Source organism: Chitinimonas prasina (genome assembly GCF_030160395.1).
In the GTDB taxonomy this organism is placed as follows: Bacteria; Pseudomonadota; Gammaproteobacteria; order Burkholderiales; family Chitinimonadaceae; genus Chitinimonas; species Chitinimonas prasina.
In genome coordinates this window covers 1,228,771-1,246,129 of sequence record NZ_BSOG01000001.1, presented here as the reverse complement: position 1 = coordinate 1,246,129, position 17,359 = coordinate 1,228,771, and the positions used below count along the sequence as shown (strand labels likewise).

Sequence of the window (17,359 nt, the reverse complement as noted above, 5' to 3'; positions counted from 1 at the left end):
GGCGCCTGCGCAATCCGTCATCACCTATAGATGTCCTGAGTTCATAACTAGGCTCTTAGTCGCTTGTAGTGTGCCGTCATGACGGCATAATCGGAGTTTTGTTCCACCAACCCTAAGCCGAGTCTTTGCCATGCAGAGTTGCATTGCCACCGCCAACCGCCTTGTCGTCAAAGTAGGCTCTAGTCTTGTCACCAACGATGGCCGTGGCCTTGATCATGCTGCCCTGGGCCGCTGGGCCGCCGAAATGGCCGCCCTTACCCGCATGGGCAAGCAGGTGGTGTTGGTCAGTTCCGGTGCCATTGCCGAGGGCGTGGCCCGGTTGGGCTGGCCCCGTCGACCTAGCGCCCTGCACGAGTTGCAGGCCGCAGCGGCAGTGGGGCAGATGGGGTTGGTCGAGGCCTACGAGCGTTGTTTCAAGGCGCATGGGCTCAAGACCGCGCAGATTCTGCTGACCCACGAAGACCTGGCCGACCGCACCCGCTACCTGAACGCCCGCTCCACCTTGCTGACCTTGCTGGGCTTGGGGGTCATACCCATCATCAACGAGAACGACACCGTCTCCACCGACGAGATCAAGGTGGGCGACAACGATACCCTGGGGGCGCTGGTCACCAATCTGATCGACGCCGATGCGCTGATCATCCTGACCGACCAGCGTGGCCTGTATAGCGCCGACCCGCGCAAACACCCCGATGCCCGCTTTATCGACGAGTACGAGGCCGGCCAGCCTGAGCTGGAAGCCATGGCCGGTGGTGCCGGCAGCAGCGTGGGCACGGGCGGCATGTACACCAAGATCATTGCTGCCAAGCGCGCAGCCCGCAGCGGTGCCAGCACGGTGATTGCCAGCGGCCGCGAAGACCAGGTGCTGGGTCGCCTGGCCCAGGGTGAGGCCATAGGCACGCAGCTGACGGCCCGCACCACCCGCCTGGCCGCCCGCAAGCAATGGCTGGCCGATCACCTGCAGGTACGCGGCACCCTGCAGCTCGATGCTGGCGCCGTGCGCGCCGTGGCGCAACAAGGCACCAGCCTGCTGCCCATAGGCGTGGCCAGCATAGAAGGCGATTTCCTGCGCGGAGAGATGGTGCGCTGCGTTGGCCCCGACGGCAGCGAGATAGCCCGTGGCCTGTGCAATTACGACGCCGCCGATGCCCGCCGCATCGTTCGCCTGCCCACTAGCCAGATCGAGGCGGTGCTGGGCTTTGTCGATGAACCCGAGCTGATACACCGCGACAATATGGTGGTGCTGTAGATGTTGGCGGATGCCGCGTTGATACGGCCAGCCACCTTGGCTGACTGCCGCCGTATCGCCGAGATACACGTACAGTCCTGGCAGGCGACCTATGCAGGCCTGTTGCCGGGCGAGGCCTTGGCAGCACTTTCGATAGACCAGCGCGAGGCACGTTGGCAGACCCTGCTGCCGCAAGGCGAATCCACCACCCTGGTGCTGGAGCAGGCCGGGCGGGTGGTGGGTTGGCTGTCCTACGGCCATTGCCGCGACGCTGGCGCCGACGCCTGCGAGGGCGAAATCTGGGCCATCTATCTGGACCCGGCCTGGCTAGGCCAGGGCCTGGGGCGCCAGCTATGGCAGGCCGGTGTGGCCGGTTTGCGGGCCGCCGGCCTTACCCGCATCAGTGTGTGGGTGGCGGCCGGCAATGGTGGTGCGGTGGATTTCTACCGCGCCATGGGCCTGGCGGCCGAGATCGACAGCATGCAGCCGGACGAGATGGCCGGCCACCCCGTCCAGATGCTGCGTCTGTCCGGCGCCATGGATGCCGCGCCGCCCGATGCAGCCGCTGAGATTGCCGCTGTCTTGGCATTCTGGTTTGGTGATGCCGCAGCCCCGCGACCGGCCTGGTTTCAGCGAGACGCTGCTTTCGACGACGCCATCATCCAGCGCTTCGGCGCCTTGATCACGGCCGCCCAGGCCGGAGGCCTGCAACGCTGGCGTGCCAGCCCGCAGGGCCTGCTGGCCTATCTGCTGCTGCTGGACCAGTTCTGCCGCAATGCCTTCCGCCAGCAGCCCCGCGCCTTCCTGGCAGACCCGCTGGCGCTGGCGGCAGCGCAACAGGCCGTGGCCCAGGGCCTGGATCAACAGCTCAGCCCCCTGCAGCGGATATTCGTCTACCTGCCCTTCGAGCATGCCGAATACCTGGCTATGCAGGATCAGGCCGTTGTCCTGTTCAGGGCACTGGCGGCAGATCAGCCTGAGCTGTCGCCTTATCTGGACTACGCCTACCGCCACCGCGAGGTGATCCAACGCTTTGGCCGCTTTCCCCATCGCAACAATGTGCTGGGACGGCCGTCGAGCGAGGCAGAGATCGCCTATCTGGCGGAACCGGGGAGCGGTTTCTGATCGTCGAACCAGGGTCTCCTGAACAAGGAGAAGTTGCTACGCCGGCAATGTTTGGTAGTCGTCTGCCCCAAGGGCCTGCATGCCGCGCTATTCCCTGGGTTGTGTGCCGCAGAAGTCGGTGAAGGGCGCCAGCGAGTAGCTACAATAGTTATTCAAATATCTATTCACTGGCATATTCATTGTCATGGCTCGCCATTCCGACTCTATCCGCCAGTTGCTCGGTCGAGGGCCGTTGACTTCGCGCTAACTTGTTGAAAATAAAGGTGGTGGTGGGCCAGCGGTATCGCGTGCACTGGCCAGGCTGGGTGATGAAGTGATGCGAATCGGGGCTGGTTCGGCTATTCGTTATGCCCTGTGGGACATGACTCGTGGTTTTGCCCAGCTGGAAAGCGGCGAGCAGGGTCGCCAGACAACTATGACCCGGCCTCGTCGACAGGCGTAAATACCTGCGCCGCTTGCCTGTACCGCCCCATCTCCCCAGAATGTCGGCTCTCCAAACCGGTCCTTGCCACCATGCGCCTTGCTCCCCTGCTGCTCAGCCTTGCCTGCCTTGTCACCTGGGCTGACGACAGCCTCAATGACGGCCCCTATGTGATCCACCAGGGGCAGACCATCGAGGCGGCCTGGGTGTGCCAGGGCCAGGTACAGCGTCTGCCGGTCCAGTCGGACCGCAAGCTGGCCATACCGTGTGGCGAACTCAAGGGCCTGGCGCTCAACCGCAGCAATCCGGTGGCACCCGATATCCAGCCGCAACCACAGCGCTGGGCCGCGCTGTCCGATATCCATGGCCAGGCGGGCATCTTCCAGACCCTGCTCAAGGCCCAGGGGGTAATCGACGGCATGGGCAACTGGGCCTGGGGCAAGGGTGTGCTGGTGATTGCCGGCGATATCTTTGACCGTGGCCCCACGGTGAACGAGGCCTTGTGGCAGGTTTACCAGCTGGAACAGCAGGCCCGTGCAGCTGGTGGCGCCGTCCATTTTGTCCTGGGCAACCACGAGGCCATGGTGCTGCGCGGCGATCTGCGCTACATCCACCCGCGCTACCAGGCTGTGGCCCAACTGCTGGGCCGTAGCTACGACCAGCTGTATGGCCGCGATACCGAGCTGGGCCAATGGCTGCGCAACCGGGCCACTGTGCTCAAGCTGGGCGACACCGTATTCCTGCACGGCGGCCTGCATCCGGAGCTGGCCCAGGCTGCGATAGACCTCAAGCATATCAACCAGCGCTTTCGCGAGCGGCTGGGCGCCAGCAAGGCCGAACTGGCGCAGGACCCCGAAGCCAGCTACCTGATGGGCAGCAAGGGTCCACTCTGGTATCGCGGCTATTTCCTGCCCGAGCGGGCTACCCTGGCCGATGTAGACGCCCTGCTGGATCGCCTAGGCGCCCGCCGCATCGTGGTGGGACACACCACCCAGCGCGAGCTGGTATCGCTGTATGGCGGCAGGGTGATAGGGGTGGACGCCGGCATCAAGGACGGCGAACGTGGCGAGCTGCTGCTATGGCAGGACGGCAAGCTGTGGCGCGGCACCATGGATGGCCGGCGCAGTGAGCTGGCGGCCGGTGAGGATAGCGGGGGGGTGCTGCCGGGCCAGGAGTGAATCAGTACCGCACTGTTGTATCGACAATGCGGTACCGATGATTTTCCCTCAGGGTGCCTTGCCCCCCATCAGCACCTGCACGGCGGTTTCCAGTTGTGCATCGGTCTGTTCGCCCAGCCTGTCGGCGACAGCGATGTCTACCGGCCTGGGGCCGCTCTCCAGGTCGTCGCCGTTGCGGGTGGATACCACCCGGCTGAAGGGTAGGCGCAAGACCGAGCCGTCCACCAGTACCTTGAACGAGGTAAAGATCACCCAGCCTGCGCCTGGCTCGCCCACTACCTTGCCCAGCTGCATGGCACGATAGCCTTCGGTGAAGACTTCGCCGTCCGACAGGGTGATCTTGTTGGTCAGCAGGATGGTGGGCTTTTCCAGTGTCTGCTGGCCCACGGCCAGGCGGCCCGGTGCGGTGGGTAGCTGGCGGGCGGTAAAGCTGTAGTGGCTCTGGCGCGCCAGGGTATCGAGCTCCCAGCTATCGACCATGCCGCCATAGTTGTTGCGCACGTCGAGCACCACGCCCTGGGCGGCGTGGCTGAGGCGGTCGAGATCCAGGTGGAACTGGTCCAGCGAAGCCTCGCGCATGTCCACCATATGTATGTAGTCGAGCTTGCCGCCGCTGAGCCGCTGCACCTCGGCCCGCTTGGCAGCGGCCCATTGCTTGTAGCGCAGGGTACTTTCGTCTGCGGCGGCCACCGGCTTGGTATAGACGGTACGTTGCTTGCCATCCTGGCCGCGCAAGCTCAGCGCCACCAGCTTTCCTATCTTGCCGTCCAGCAGGCGATCAAGGTTGTCATGGCGTTCCACCGTCTGCCCGTCCAGGGCGATCAGGGTGTCGCCCACGGTCACGCCAGCCAATGCTGCCGGGCTGTTGGCAACCAACTGGGCCACGCGCAGCTGGCCATCGCGCTCATAGGTGCTGCGATCCAGATCCAGGCCCAGCCGGCCCAGGGTGGTCTGGGTCTCGCCGCGCGGGGCGGCCAGGCCGGTGTGGGAGGTGTCCAGCTCGCCCAGCATCAGCCACACCACCCGGCGCAGTTCGTCGCGGGTCAGTGCCGCGTCCACCCAGGGCTGGTAGCGGGTTTTCAGGGCTGCCCAATCCTGGCCGCGCATGGCCGGGTCGAAGAAGAAGTCGCCCAGGGTGCGCCAGGCCTCGTCGAAGACGGCCTGTTTCTCGGCCTCGAATGCCACTTCGGTCTCGGCCTGCAGCGGGATGGTACGCGGGTTGCCGCCGTCCAGCGCCACCACCATGGCCTTGCCGCCTTCCAGGTAGTAGGCTTCTTTCTCGTCGGTACTCAGTTGCAGGCTATGCTTGGTGGCCATGCTGAAGCTCAGTTGGCGCGGCAGCTCGCCGGCCTTGTAGCGCCAGATATTGGGCTGGCCGGCTACGATGCCTACCAGGGCCAGGGTTTTGCCATCGCGGCTGGCGGCAAAGTACTGGCTGTCGATAGGGCTGGGCAGCAGGTTGGCATGGCTGCGAGCCCAGGCGGCGTCGGGCTGGCTGTTTGCCTTGGCCGGTTCGCCGTCTGCGCCCAGCGGTGCGGGTGGCGCCAGCGGGATCTCGACGATGCGGCCACCTGCCTCGCTGTGCTGGAAGGCACGCCACCACAGCAATTGGCCATCGGCCCGCCATTGCAGGCTGGGCTGGCCATAGCCCTGGTCCTCGGGGCGGAACCACAGTTTCTTGCCGGTGCCGGGGCTGGCCAGCTGGGTCAGGGCCTGCTTGCTGCCGTCCTTCAGTGCTACCAGCGTCACCTGGGCCAGCAGCTTGTGGCCCAGCTCCACTACGGCCAGGTGTTGGCCATCAGGCGACCAGGCCAGCGGGGAATCGGCCCAGATGGGCGGCCGGCCGGTTTGCACGGCAGTCAGCATCCGGGTCTTGCCATCGGCCAGGTTGGCGCTGTGCAGTGCCTTGCCGTTGCGGATATAGGCAATCTGGCTGCCATCGGGCGACCAGCGCGGAAAGGCATCGCTATCGGCCGATTGGCTGACACGCTGCTCGGTCTTGCTGGCCAGGTTGTAGCGCCATATCTCGGCCGGGCCGTTGCGCAAGGAGGTATACGCCAGTTGCTTGCCATCGGGCGACCAGGCCAGCTGTGATTCGGCCGCGGCGCTGCGGGTCAGCCGTGTGGCGCTGCCGCCTGCCACGGCTGCCAGCCAGATATCGCCGCGGGCTACAAAGGCCAGCTGCTTGCCGTCGGGCGAGAGATGCAGCTCTTCCAGCTTGTCGCCTACGGCAAATTTCTCGGTGGCCGGGGTGGGGCCGCTACCCGATAGTTTCACGTGAATCTGCCGGCTGGCGCCGCTGCGGGTGTCCAGCGTCCACAAGCCATGGTCGCGCTCAAATGCCAGCGTCTGGCCATTGGCCGAGAGGCTGGGCCACAGCACCCGGCCGGTGGTGAACTGCGTCACCGGCCTGGGCTGGCCATCCAGTGCCTGCTGGTAGAGGTTGTCCTGTCCGCCCGGGTTGCCCACAAACCAGATACTGCGGCCATCTGCCGCCCACATGGGCCAACTGGCACGGGCGCCATCGGTGGAGAGTTTGCGCCAGCTACCCTGGCCGCCCAGCGGGGCCAGCCACAGCTCGTCCTGGTCGATATGGGCGCCATTGCGCCGCCACCACTGGCCGAAACTGCGGGCATTCAGCGCCAGCCACTGGCCATCGGGCGAGGGGCTGGCCTGGCTCTCGTCCAGATAGCGTTGGGCCAACACTGGCATGGGTGTGCCGCCGCTGGCGTCCACCCGGTACACATCATTCATGCGCTGGATATCGTGCGATGCATGATGGAAGTACACCCAGCGGCTGTCGGCCGACCAGGCGCTGGCCTGTTCGGCCCGGTCGTCATGGCTGAGGCGGCGCAGCTGGTTGCTGGCGATATCGAGCAGGTAGAGGTCGCCGTTGCCGCTGCGGCTGGAGCTGAAGACCAGCTTGCTGCCGTCCGGTGACCATAGCGGGCGTGATTCGGTGGCTGGGTGTGCCACCAGCAGGCGGGCTTCGCCGCCCTGGCTTGGGGCTGTCCAGATGTCGCCGCCCGAGACAAAGGCCAGGGTCTGGCCATCGGGCGAGATGGCGGGTTCGTATAGCAGGGGGGCGGCCTGGGCAAACAGGGGCAAGGTGGCGAGCAGCAGGGTCAGGCGCATGGTGGCGTCCAGCAGGGCAGGAAAGCGCGCAGTCTAGGCCATTCCGTGCCTGATAATCAGTCGCGGCTGGGCTGCCGTGGTATCCACGCGACGCCATGTTGAACTTGTTGCAGTGCGTCATGACTACTAGAGTGAAGTCTGCCGTGCTGCCCGCGCAAGCAGGGCTGTTGCCCAGTACACCCAGGCTACCGGAGTATCCTGCCATGTCTGATTCACCCGCCGCCCGCCGTGCCCGCTTCCTGGAAGAGCAGGAAGTCCGCTATGCCAACCTCAAGCACCAGCTGCGCCAGGCGTTCGACCCCTGGGGCCTGGTGGCCATACACAGCAAGGCCGCGTTCTCCTGGCTGAGCCATCCGGTGGAACTGGCATCGGCCATGACCCGCTATGTCCATGATGTTGCCACCCTGCAGCAGCAGGGCATGGGCCGATGGCTGGGCGAGCCGGACACCGATCTGTTTCCGCCCAACCCCGAGGATCAGCGCTTTGCCGATCCGGTCTGGCGCGATCACCCCGGCTGGGACTACGTCAAGGAGGCCTATCTGATGCAGACCCGCTGGATACAGGACATGCTGTACCAGAGCCCGGGCCTGAGCGATGCCGAACGGCGCAAGAGCGCCTTCTGGCTGCGGCAGAGCCTGAATGCCCTGGCCCCGACCAATTTTCTGGCACTCAATCCCATTGCCCAGCAAAAAGCCTGGGAGAGCCGGGGCGAGAGCCTGCTCAAAGGCCTGCAGAACCTGGCCCGCGATGCGGGCGGCGGTGATGTCAGCATGACCGACCGCACGCCCTACACGGTGGGCGGCAACCTGGCGCTGACACCGGGTGTGGTGGTCTATCGCGGCAAGCTGCTGGAGGTGATCCACTACGCGCCGACCACCCCGACCGTCCATGCCATGCCACTGGTGCTGATCACGCCCTGGATCAACAAGTACTACATACTTGATCTGGCGCCGGGCAAGTCGCTGGTGGAGTACCTGGTGGGGCAGGGCTTCAATGTCTTCATCACCAGCTGGAAGAACCCCGACGAGGACATGGCCGAGGTGAGCTTCGACGACTATATCGTCGAAGGCGCCGCCCGCATCATCGAAGTGGCACGGAGCGTGGGCAAGAGCGATCAGGTGCATGCCCTGGGCTACTGCATAGGCGGCACGCTGCTGGCGCTCTATATGGCCTGGGCCAACCGAAAAGACCCCGAGAAGGTACCGGTCGCGCACTGGACCTTGCTGACGACCCTGACCGACTTTGCCAATCCGGGCGATATCGAAGTCTTCATCGACGAGGACGGCCTCGATGTCATTGACGGCATCATGCAGAAACAGGGTTTCCTCGACGGCAAGGAGATGTCGTCGAGCTTCCGTATGCTGCGGCCCAACAGCCTGATCTGGAACTATGTAGTCAGCAACTACTTGCTGGGCGAGACGCCACGGGCCATGGACGTGCTTTACTGGAACACCGACATGACCCGCATGCCGGCCGCCATGCATCGCTACTATCTACGCGAGTTCTACCTGCATAACCGCCTGATCGAGCCGGACAGCCTGTGCATGGCCGGTCAGGCGCTGGACCTGGGCCGCATACGGCAGCCACTCTTCATGGTAGCGGCCGAGGAAGACCATATCGCGCCGTGGAAGACCACCTATGGCCTGCTCAAGCACCTGCCCGAGCCAGCGACCTTCACCCTCTCCACTTCCGGCCATATCCTGGGCATGGTCAATCCACCGCTGGCTAATTCCAAGCGCAGTTACTGGCAGGGTAGCGTGGGTAGCAGAGAGCTGCCCGAGGCCTGGCTGGCCCGCCAGCAAAAAAACCCAGGCTCCTGGTGGCCCAGCTGGGTGGATTGGCTGCGCCCCCGTTGCGGTGCGCAGATCAAGCCGCCACCCCTGAGCAACAAGCAATACCCCAAGCTGATAGAGGCACCGGGCAGCTATGTGTTCGAGTAAGAGCCGCTAACAAGACCCTTCTGGTGTTGTTGTGCGAGCTTGCCGTAGCTGCGTACTGCCTGCTGCGCGCGCTTAGCCAGAACCGCTACGCTGGGTTTGTTAGCTGCTCCAAGGCTGCGGCGCTGCCGCGCGCCGCTAGTAGGGGTGGGGCAGCCTGGATAAGGTACGCAGGCTGTCCACCATTGCATCGATAGCGCGCCAGTCCTCGGTCGAGGCTAGGCGGAATGGCCGGATCAGGGCGGGGCTGTCCTCGGGCAATCCTCGCGGCACACCCAGGTCGACGACGGTGGGCTGGCCTTGCTCGAACACCAGCACCTGCGGCTGGGCCTGGTTGGTATTGACGTCGACCGCATAGACGCGGCCGTCGTACAGCGCCTCCACTTTATCCACCAAGGTGTGGGCAACCACCATGCGCTCCGCCCCGTAAGCCTGCAGTACCTGCGCCAGTTCGGCGGGTGCCAGCGACTTGCCCGTTTCGTCGGGCAGGTAGCCACGGTACTGGGTTACCCCCTGGCGGCCTAGAACGGCATCCAGCCCGGTGGTGCTGGTGGGCTTGGCCTGCCAGTAATCGCGCATGGTCTGGTTCAATGCCGATACCGACAAACCGCTTTGCGCCACGGCCGGGCTGATGCCGCCGTGGGCAAACAGTACCTTGCCTAGCTTGACGACAACCGGTTGCTGCCGCAGCCACTGCCCCAGCACCGTGTCAGCACCATAGGTGGCATTGAATCCGCCCAACTGGCGGCTGGCATAGATGTGCTCGGGATGGGCACGGGAGAGGTTGCCGCGCAGATCGTACTGTTCGTGGTTGCCCAGCAGCGTATGCACCTGCCCCCCAGCGGCCTGGGCCTGCAGGGTCAGGTTATGCACCCGCCAAAGGACGGCCTGGGCATCCCGGCCACGGTCCACCAGATCGCCGTTGAACAGCAGCTGGTTGCGGCCGAAGCGCCAGTTGCCCTGGGCGTCGACGATCTCCAACTTGCGCAGGGCTGCATCCAGAAAGGCCAGATTGCCTTCGATATCGCTCAGCACCACCAGCCGCTCAGGCATCTCAGCCTGCACCTCTGGCGCGGTGGCCGGCTGGGCCAAGGCATAGCGGTACTCACGGCCACCGCAGTGGAATTGCAGCTGCGTGCCACGGCCTTGCTGGCTGGCGGTCTTGTCCTCGCAGAACCATTTTGCCTGCCATTGCCCATCGGCCCCGGTACGCACCAGCGGGCCATCGACAAAGCCCGGTATCCGCGGTGCATCGCCGGTACCGGCATAGGTGCGCAGACGCAGGTCACCGCCTGGCAGGTCTACCCGCAGACCGGTGTGCACGCCATGGCGGGTGGTCTCGAAATGGGTGAGCCAGATCAGCCCCAGGCACAGCAGGGTGATCAGGATCAGAGTGCCGAGTAGCCAGCGGGACAGACGTTTGCGCATGATTGGGAATAGCTATGGAGAGAGCGCGAAATATTAGGGTTTCCCATGGTGTTTCGCACTACGGTGGCACGGTTTGTTGTGTTATGCGCAGCAATCGCTGTAATGGATTGATTCTTCAATGTAAAATGCTGGCCGCACCAACCTGTGGACAATCAGGGCTGCAGCTTGGTGCACCTATTTTTAACCGGTCCGCTCTTTACGGGAGCGACCACTGGCAAAGAGAAGACCATGACGCAAGCGATCGTGGTGGCGGCGCTATACAAGTTCGTCACCCTCAACGATTACCAGGATCTGCGCGCACCGCTGCAGCAATGCATGGAAGACAACGGTGTCAAAGGCACGCTGTTGCTGGCCGAGGAGGGCATCAACGGTACGGTGTCCGCTACCCGCGCCGGCATAGATGGCCTGCTGGACTGGCTCAAGCGCGATCCGCGCTTTGTGGATATCGACCACAAGGAAAGTTATTGCGACGCGCAGCCGTTTTATCGTACCAAGGTGAAGCTCAAGAAAGAGATCGTCACCATGGGGGTCAAGGGCGTGAATCCCAATACCCAGGTGGGTACTTATGTGGAGCCCGAAGACTGGAACGCGCTGATCAACGACCCGGAAGTGCTGCTGATCGACACCCGCAACGACTATGAGGTGGCCATCGGCACTTTCGAAGGCGCCATCGACCCACGTACCGAGAGCTTCCGCGAGTTTCCTGAGTATGTGCGCCAGCACTTCGACCCCAGCAAGCACAAGAAGATCGCCATGTTCTGCACTGGCGGCATACGCTGCGAGAAGGCCTCCAGCTTCATGCTGGGCGAAGGTTACGAAGCGGTCTACCACCTCAAGGGCGGCATCCTCAAATACCTGGAGCGGGTGCCGCAGGACCAAAGCAAATGGCAGGGCGACTGCTTTGTGTTTGATAACCGGGTGACGGTAAGGCATGACCTCAGTGAGGGGGATTACGATCTGTGCCACGCCTGTCGTCAGCCGGTATCGGTGGCTGATCGTGCCTCGCCGCACTACAGCCCCGGCATCAGCTGCCCCAATTGCTGGGATAGCCTGAGCGAGAAGACCCGCGCCAGCGCCCGGGAAAGGCAGAAACAGATCGAACTGGCCAAGGCCCGCAACCAGCCCCACCCCATGGGTTACGACCCGCGCGCGGCCGCTCACAAGGCCAAGTAGGCCGGCGCGCCTGGATCAAGCCGGCATTTATCCGTTGGCGCATCGCAGCTGCACCAGCTGTTCCATTCCAGCCAGGATGGCAATGCCTTGATCTGGGCTGCGATCAGGCGGGCCGTCTTCCAATGCCGTCTGAAGGCTGCACAAGTGACACTGCCGGGCCGTCGGTGACCGTCTGGCCTGGCTGGTGGCGCAGCAGTCATGGGTGGTTTTGTGGTTGGCGCGCGTGGCGGTGAGCGTTAGACACTCGCGCTAGAAGTCGAGCCTTCTGGCTGCCCTTTCAGGGCCGGTGCGGGTCTCAACGCCAACACTTGGTTGGAGCCGCAGGGGGCAGGTCTGCCCTAGCCTGTTCCGTAGCTCGTTGCGCAGGGCAGTCAGTTCGTCCAGGCGCTGTTCAACCACCTGCAGCTTATCTGCCAGTAGTGCGCCAACAGCCGCGTCCTGGTCGGGAGCCGTGCGCAAGCGGGCCAGGTTGGTTCCGATCTCGGCCAAGCTGAAGCCCAGCTTCTGCGCCGTCTTGATATACAGCAGTAGTTGCACCGCCTCAGCCGGGTAATCGCGATAGCCATTCTGCTGCCGCCGCGCCTTCAGCAGGCCGGCTCTTTCATAGAAACGCAGGCTGTCACGGCTGATTCCGCTGGCGCTGGCCAGTTCTCCGATACGCATGGATATCTCCTTGACCTTGGAGTGTACTCCAGGCTTTAGCCTGTGTGCTCTACCTCACTACCCTCAAGGAACCGCCCTATGTGGACACCCGCGCAATATCGCCGCCTGGTTCGTGCCAGTGCTGCCTACGATCTGGTCGTCACCGCCGCTTTTGCCACACCCTGGAGCTTTGCCCTGCTGCACACCGCCCTGACCGCCTTGGCCACGGCGCTAGCCTTGCCGGGAGAATTTCCGGCTTTTTCGGCCGTACCCATGCTGATGGCCAATCTGTTGGGTTCCATCGTCTGCGTCTGGTCGGTCTTGCGCCTGCGTGATCCACAGCAGCAGTTTGGCCGTTACGACGCGGTGGCTCGGGGCCTGTTTGCCTTGTGGCAGGCGTATGCGCTGCTGCAGGGCGCCAGCTGGCTTGTGGCAGGTTTTCTGGTGGTCGAGCTGGCCTGGGGCATCGCCCAGGCGCTGCCGGTACGGGATGAACTTGCACTTGCAGATACCCGCGAGCTCGCTGGGACAGCAGGGTAAAATCAGGGCCATAACGATTACCCAGGCCGGTCCATGCTTATCCAGTCCCACACCGTTGATCTCGCTACCCCCAGCGGCCCCATGCGCACCTATGTGCACAGGCCGCAGGGCGATGGCCGCTATCCGGTCATCCTGTTCTACTCCGAGATCTTCCAGCAGACCGGCCCCATTGAGCGCTCCGCCAGGTTGATGGCTGGCCATGGCTATGTGGTGCTGGTGCCCGAGGTATTCCACGAATTGAACCCGGCGGGCACCGTGCTGGCCTACGATGAGGCCGGCCGCGACAAGGGCAATGCCGACAAGGCGGCCAAGCCTGTGGCCAGCTACGATGTCGACAACATCGCGCTGATAACTTGGGCGCAGGCCCAGCCATGGTGTAGCGGCCAGTTTGGCGCCATGGGTTTTTGCCTGGGCGGCCACCTGGCGTTTCGTGCCGCCCTGCAGCCGCAGGTCAGCGCTACCGCCTGCTTTTATGCCACCGATCTGCATACCCAGGTCATCCCCAGCTCCGCAGGCCAGCACAGCATGGCGCGGCTGGCCGATATCACGGGTGAGCTGCTAATGATCTGGGGCAAGCAGGACCCGCATATACCCGACGAGGGCCGTGCCCAGGTCTACGCCAGCCTGGCGCAGGCGGGCCTGCGCTTTACCTGGCACGAGTTCAACGGCCAGCATGCCTTTATGCGCGATGAGGGCGAACGCTATGATCCCGAACTGGCCCAACTGGGATACCAGTTGGCCTTGGCGCTGTTCCGTCGCAAACTAGGTTGATCATGTCGAATAAACCTCACCACCCCAAGCAGGCCGCCATTCGTACCCCGGTGGCCGAAAAGACCGATCTGCATCCGCGCAACGCCCATCGCAGCCGCTATGATTTTGCCCAGCTGATCGCCGCCAGCCCCGAGCTGGCGGCCTTTGTCGCCATCAATGCCTACGGCAACGAATCCATCGATTTTGCCGACCCGGCAGCGGTAAGGGCGCTCAATCGCGCCTTGCTCAAGCACCACTACAAGGTGGGCTACTGGGATATCCCAGCCCAGTACCTGTGTCCGCCCATACCTGGGCGGGCCGATTACCTGCACTACCTGGCCGACCTGATGGCTGGCCACAACGGCGGCAAAGTGCCGCGCGGTGCCGGCATACAGGTGCTGGATATCGGTGTGGGCGCTAACTGCATCTACCCCCTGATAGGCCACAGCAGCTACGGCTGGTACTTTACCGGCAGCGAAATCGACCCGGCGGCGCTGGCCAGTGCCCAGGCCATCGTCAATGGCAATCCGGGGCTGCAAGATGCCATCACCCTGCGCCTGCAGGCGGCCCCACCTGCGATCCTGCATGGGGTGATACAGCCGGGAGAATGGTATGACCTGTGCCTGTGCAACCCGCCCTTCCATGGCTCCCACGCTGAGGCAGTGGCCGGCACCCAGCGTAAATGGAAGAACCTGGGCCGCGCCGAGGCCGCCGGCAAGCAGCCCGTGCTCAACTTTGGCGGCCAGGCTGGCGAGCTGTGGTGCGATGGTGGCGAAGAGGCCTTTATCAGCCGCATGGTGGCGGAGAGTGCGCAGTGGCCTACCAGCTGCTTCTGGTACACCTCGCTGGTTTCCAAGGCCACCAGCCTGCCGGCCATCTACCGCGCACTGGCCGAGGCGGGTGTGGTGGAGAGCAAGACCATAGAGATGGCCCAGGGCCAAAAAATCAGCCGCATTGTCGCCTGGACCTTCCTCGACAAGCGCCAGCAGCAGGCTTGGCGCCTGCATCGCTGGAGTGCATAGGCCAATCACCGCTGCGACGCTGCCTATGTGCCGCTGAGCGGGTGGGGAGCGTCCGCCGCAGATCTGCCCCTATCTTTCGTACCTCCTGCCTGATTTCTACCTGCTGATCGCCACGCGTATTTTTGGGGCGTGGCGAGCCGCCTGCTGCGGCACGGCCAGGTTTCCCCACGCCCAAATCCCCGTCTAGCGCCTTGCCATCTGCCTGCCATCGCCAGGCAACAGGCTCTATCGCCACTACTCGCCCATTTGCAAGCCACTGATACCAAACCCGATTTTTTGGTCATGTACCGGCATTTCCGCAACAGCCTGCCTCCCAAGCGGTTGCTAGGCTTGCGAATTAGATCATTTGCTCTAGGATGCACGCACACGCCCCAGCAAGGGGCGGTTTAGTGCCAACAGGCTGCCCTGGCTGCAAAGTCGCATCGCTGGCAGGTCTGCAGAAACACCGACTTCATCCTGCTGTATCGCACCTAGGCGCGTCGTTTGCCGGTGCCGTTTCGCCGTTGTAGCTGTCCGGTCGGCAGCGCATGGCAGCCTCACGCTAGATGGGCAATTGCCGTACCGGAATCAACGCCCGGCCCCGTCCTGGTGGCCTGGTGATCCGAATGGAGCATGAAACGAAAGGGGTTAGCATGATCAAGCTGTACCGCAGTCTTGTCGCACTCTTTGTGGTAGCCGCCACCGCGCTGCCAGCCTATGCCGCCAACTACACGCTATGGGTCAACGGCCGTACCGGCGGTGGCCAGATCGGCAACTACAACAGCTTTACCTATTGGGGCCCTGCGACGACAGCCGCTGGCGTCAACAAGAAGGCGGTCAACTGGGATGGCCGCAGCAATATCTCCAGCCAGAACTACCTGATACGTGACGCATTGGACTGCTTCTGCACCGGCACCAACTGGTGCTATATCGCCGCCCATAGCGCAGGCGACCTGATGATGGGCTACACCCTGGCCAACTACGGTGGCTCCACCCGCTACAAGAAGAATGCCTCGCCCAATGCTGCCGGCCAGTGCGGCAATAGCGACGGCAGCACCCAGGTGGGCTGGAACATCAAGTGGGTCAATGTCGCCTCGGGCGCCGGCGGCGGCTCCGAGCTCAGCGACGTGGGCTCGTGGACCACGTCCGAGCCACTGGTGAAGGACCTCAAGACCACCACTGCCCGGGCGCTCTACAACCACAACAGCACCCGCAACGTGTGGTTCTACATGTTTGCCGGCGCCAGCGGCACGCTGTACTCGGGCATCCTGCCGGGCCAGGATGACGAAGCCGTGGCCTACCACTCCACCGGTGGGGTATCGGGCAGTGGCGGCCAAGGCCTGTGCAACCCCAGCGATTGGTTCTGCAACGACCTGAACATGGGCACTGCCGCCAACGAAGGGGGAAGCACTAAATGGTCCTATCACTCGGTCAAGTTCCGCGACAACAACGAGAGCTATAACCACTACGCCAACGGCAATTGGGGCGGCATCATCTCGGTGGTGCGTGCCGATACGGTGACCAATGCCCAGTAAGGCGACACCTGCAGCACCCGCGCCGGCCGCAGCGGGCTGGCGCGCATGGCTAGCCTGCATCGCCGGCGGGCTGGCCGTGCTGGCTGGCCTGGCCTGGTGGCTCGATGGCGATGGCCCGACGGCCGTGCAGGCTGCCACCGCAAAAGACAGTACTGCTGCGGTGGCACCCACGCCCAACGGCTGGCCCGCACTGGGCCAGACCCAGTCGCCGGCCATGTCGCCTGATGAGCGGGCCAAGCAACTGGCGGTCTGGACCGAGCGGCTGGAGCGGGCCAAGCACACCCTGGCCAGCTATCGCGAAGGCACGCGCTACCCCTTCGAGTCGCGCCCCATCAGCGAGCATGCCGACCAGACCTATCCCAACCGACCGGTAGCGGAAGACAGCGCGCTACGCACCGAGGACGGTCAGACCGACCCCACCATCAACGTCAAGACCTCGCAAAGCCGCGTCTTCATGGCGGCGGGCGAAAGCGTGGTGTTCACCATCGCCGCCAGTGATCGCAGTGGCCAGCCGGTGGCCTTTACCGTGACCCAGGCCCGCGCCCTGGGCATGCCGTCGCCGGGCCGGGGCGGACAGCTGCCACAACAGGCCGTGGTGTTTGGTGACGCAGGCCTGCAGGGAGATGCCCGTGCTGGTGACGGCGTACAGAGCGCCTTGCTGGCCCCCGCCCAGGGGCCATTTGCTCAGTACGATGGTGCCATACGCGTCGAGGTCAAACTGAAGCTGGCCGGGCGGGAGGGCCTGCATGGTTTTGATGTGTATTACTCGCCCGAACAACCTGCCGTCTGGGCCGGACCGGTGCGCGAGGTAGTGGAGCGGGGATCGCTCTACCTCTATATGCCGGTGCAGGTCAGCACGCCCGGTCGCTACCTGGTCAGCGGTCGTCTGGACGACGCCAGCGGCAAGCCCCTGGCGCTGCTGAGCTTCAACGATGTGCTGCCAGCCGGCCTGCAGCAGATCAAACTGACGGTATTCGGCAAGCTGCTGCGCGACCTCAAGCCCAGTTTTCCGCTTACCTTGCGCGATGTGGATGGCTACCTGCTGAAAGAAAACACCCACCCCGACCGCGCTTTGCTGCCACGGCTGATGGGCACGGTGCATGTCAGCAAGGCCTATAGCCTCAATGGTTTCTCGGCCGATGAATGGACCAGCGAGGAGCGCGACCGCTACCTGGCCGAGTATGGGCGGGATGTAGACTTGGCGCAGGGCCAGGTGGACCAGCTGACAGGGCCGTGAGAGCCGGCTTCGGACTCGAGACATGGATA

13 protein-coding genes are annotated in these 17,359 nt (G+C 64.0%); 10 read left to right on the top strand and 3 right to left on the bottom strand.

Annotated elements, in window-relative coordinates; genetic code table 11:
• Positions 1-130 precede the first annotated feature (130 nt).
• The 3 genes from proB (at position 131) to QQK16_RS05755 (ending at position 3,952) form a co-directional block, all read left to right on the top strand.
• A complete protein-coding gene (proB, locus tag QQK16_RS05765) occupies positions 131-1,249 on the top strand; it encodes a glutamate 5-kinase (RefSeq protein ID WP_284195473.1) in 1,119 nt (372 codons plus the stop codon).
• Entirely contained in the window at positions 1,250-2,353 is a 1,104-nt protein-coding gene (locus QQK16_RS05760) for a DUF924 family protein (protein WP_284195472.1), read from the top strand.
• A gap of 513 nt (positions 2,354-2,866) precedes the next feature.
• Positions 2,867-3,952, top strand: coding sequence for a metallophosphoesterase (locus QQK16_RS05755; RefSeq protein ID WP_284195471.1), 1,086 nt, complete (start codon positions 2,867-2,869; stop codon positions 3,950-3,952).
• A 48-nt stretch (positions 3,953-4,000) separates the two neighbouring features.
• Here QQK16_RS05755 and QQK16_RS05750 read toward each other — a convergent pair whose 3' ends face one another.
• Positions 4,001-7,087: a S41 family peptidase gene (locus QQK16_RS05750; RefSeq protein WP_284195470.1), complete on the bottom strand. Its 3,087-nt coding sequence runs from the start codon at positions 7,085-7,087 to the stop codon at positions 4,001-4,003.
• 203 nt (positions 7,088-7,290) lie between these two features.
• Between QQK16_RS05750 and QQK16_RS05745 the strand changes: the two genes are divergently transcribed.
• On the top strand, positions 7,291-9,027 hold the full coding sequence (locus tag QQK16_RS05745; protein ID WP_284195469.1) for a PHA/PHB synthase family protein: 1,737 nt from the start codon (positions 7,291-7,293) through the stop codon (positions 9,025-9,027).
• Positions 9,028-9,162: 135 nt separating this feature from the next.
• On the opposite strand, the gene QQK16_RS05740 is transcribed toward QQK16_RS05745, so the two are convergent.
• Complete coding sequence (locus QQK16_RS05740; RefSeq protein ID WP_284195468.1) at positions 9,163-10,452, bottom strand: metallophosphoesterase; 1,290 nt, start codon at positions 10,450-10,452, stop codon at positions 9,163-9,165.
• A 228-nt stretch (positions 10,453-10,680) separates the two neighbouring features.
• Between QQK16_RS05740 and trhO the strand changes: the two genes are divergently transcribed.
• Complete coding sequence (trhO, locus tag QQK16_RS05735) at positions 10,681-11,625, top strand: oxygen-dependent tRNA uridine(34) hydroxylase TrhO (protein WP_284195467.1); 945 nt, start codon at positions 10,681-10,683, stop codon at positions 11,623-11,625.
• A gap of 249 nt (positions 11,626-11,874) precedes the next feature.
• Here trhO and QQK16_RS05730 read toward each other — a convergent pair whose 3' ends face one another.
• Entirely contained in the window at positions 11,875-12,288 is a 414-nt protein-coding gene (locus QQK16_RS05730) for a MerR family transcriptional regulator (protein WP_284195466.1), read from the bottom strand.
• A gap of 78 nt (positions 12,289-12,366) precedes the next feature.
• Here QQK16_RS05730 and QQK16_RS05725 point away from each other — a divergent pair, with 78 nt between their 5' ends.
• The 5 genes from QQK16_RS05725 (at position 12,367) to QQK16_RS05705 (ending at position 17,330) form a co-directional block, all read left to right on the top strand.
• A complete protein-coding gene (locus QQK16_RS05725; RefSeq protein WP_284195465.1) occupies positions 12,367-12,807 on the top strand; it encodes a hypothetical protein in 441 nt (146 codons plus the stop codon).
• Between the two features lie 33 nt (positions 12,808-12,840).
• On the top strand, positions 12,841-13,578 hold the full coding sequence (locus QQK16_RS05720) for a dienelactone hydrolase family protein (RefSeq protein WP_284195464.1): 738 nt from the start codon (positions 12,841-12,843) through the stop codon (positions 13,576-13,578).
• A 2-nt stretch (positions 13,579-13,580) separates the two neighbouring features.
• Positions 13,581-14,579, top strand: coding sequence for a 23S rRNA (adenine(1618)-N(6))-methyltransferase RlmF (gene rlmF / locus QQK16_RS05715; RefSeq protein ID WP_284195463.1), 999 nt, complete (start codon positions 13,581-13,583; stop codon positions 14,577-14,579).
• A 632-nt stretch (positions 14,580-15,211) separates the two neighbouring features.
• Positions 15,212-16,093 carry a hypothetical protein gene (locus QQK16_RS05710; protein ID WP_284195462.1) on the top strand — a complete coding sequence of 294 codons (882 nt, stop codon included), beginning with the start codon at positions 15,212-15,214 and terminating at the stop codon, positions 16,091-16,093.
• Positions 16,083-17,330 carry a hypothetical protein gene (locus QQK16_RS05705; protein ID WP_284195461.1) on the top strand — a complete coding sequence of 416 codons (1,248 nt, stop codon included), beginning with the start codon at positions 16,083-16,085 and terminating at the stop codon, positions 17,328-17,330. The genes QQK16_RS05710 and QQK16_RS05705 overlap by 11 nt, the downstream gene beginning before the upstream one ends.
• Positions 17,331-17,359: the final 29 nt, after the last annotated feature.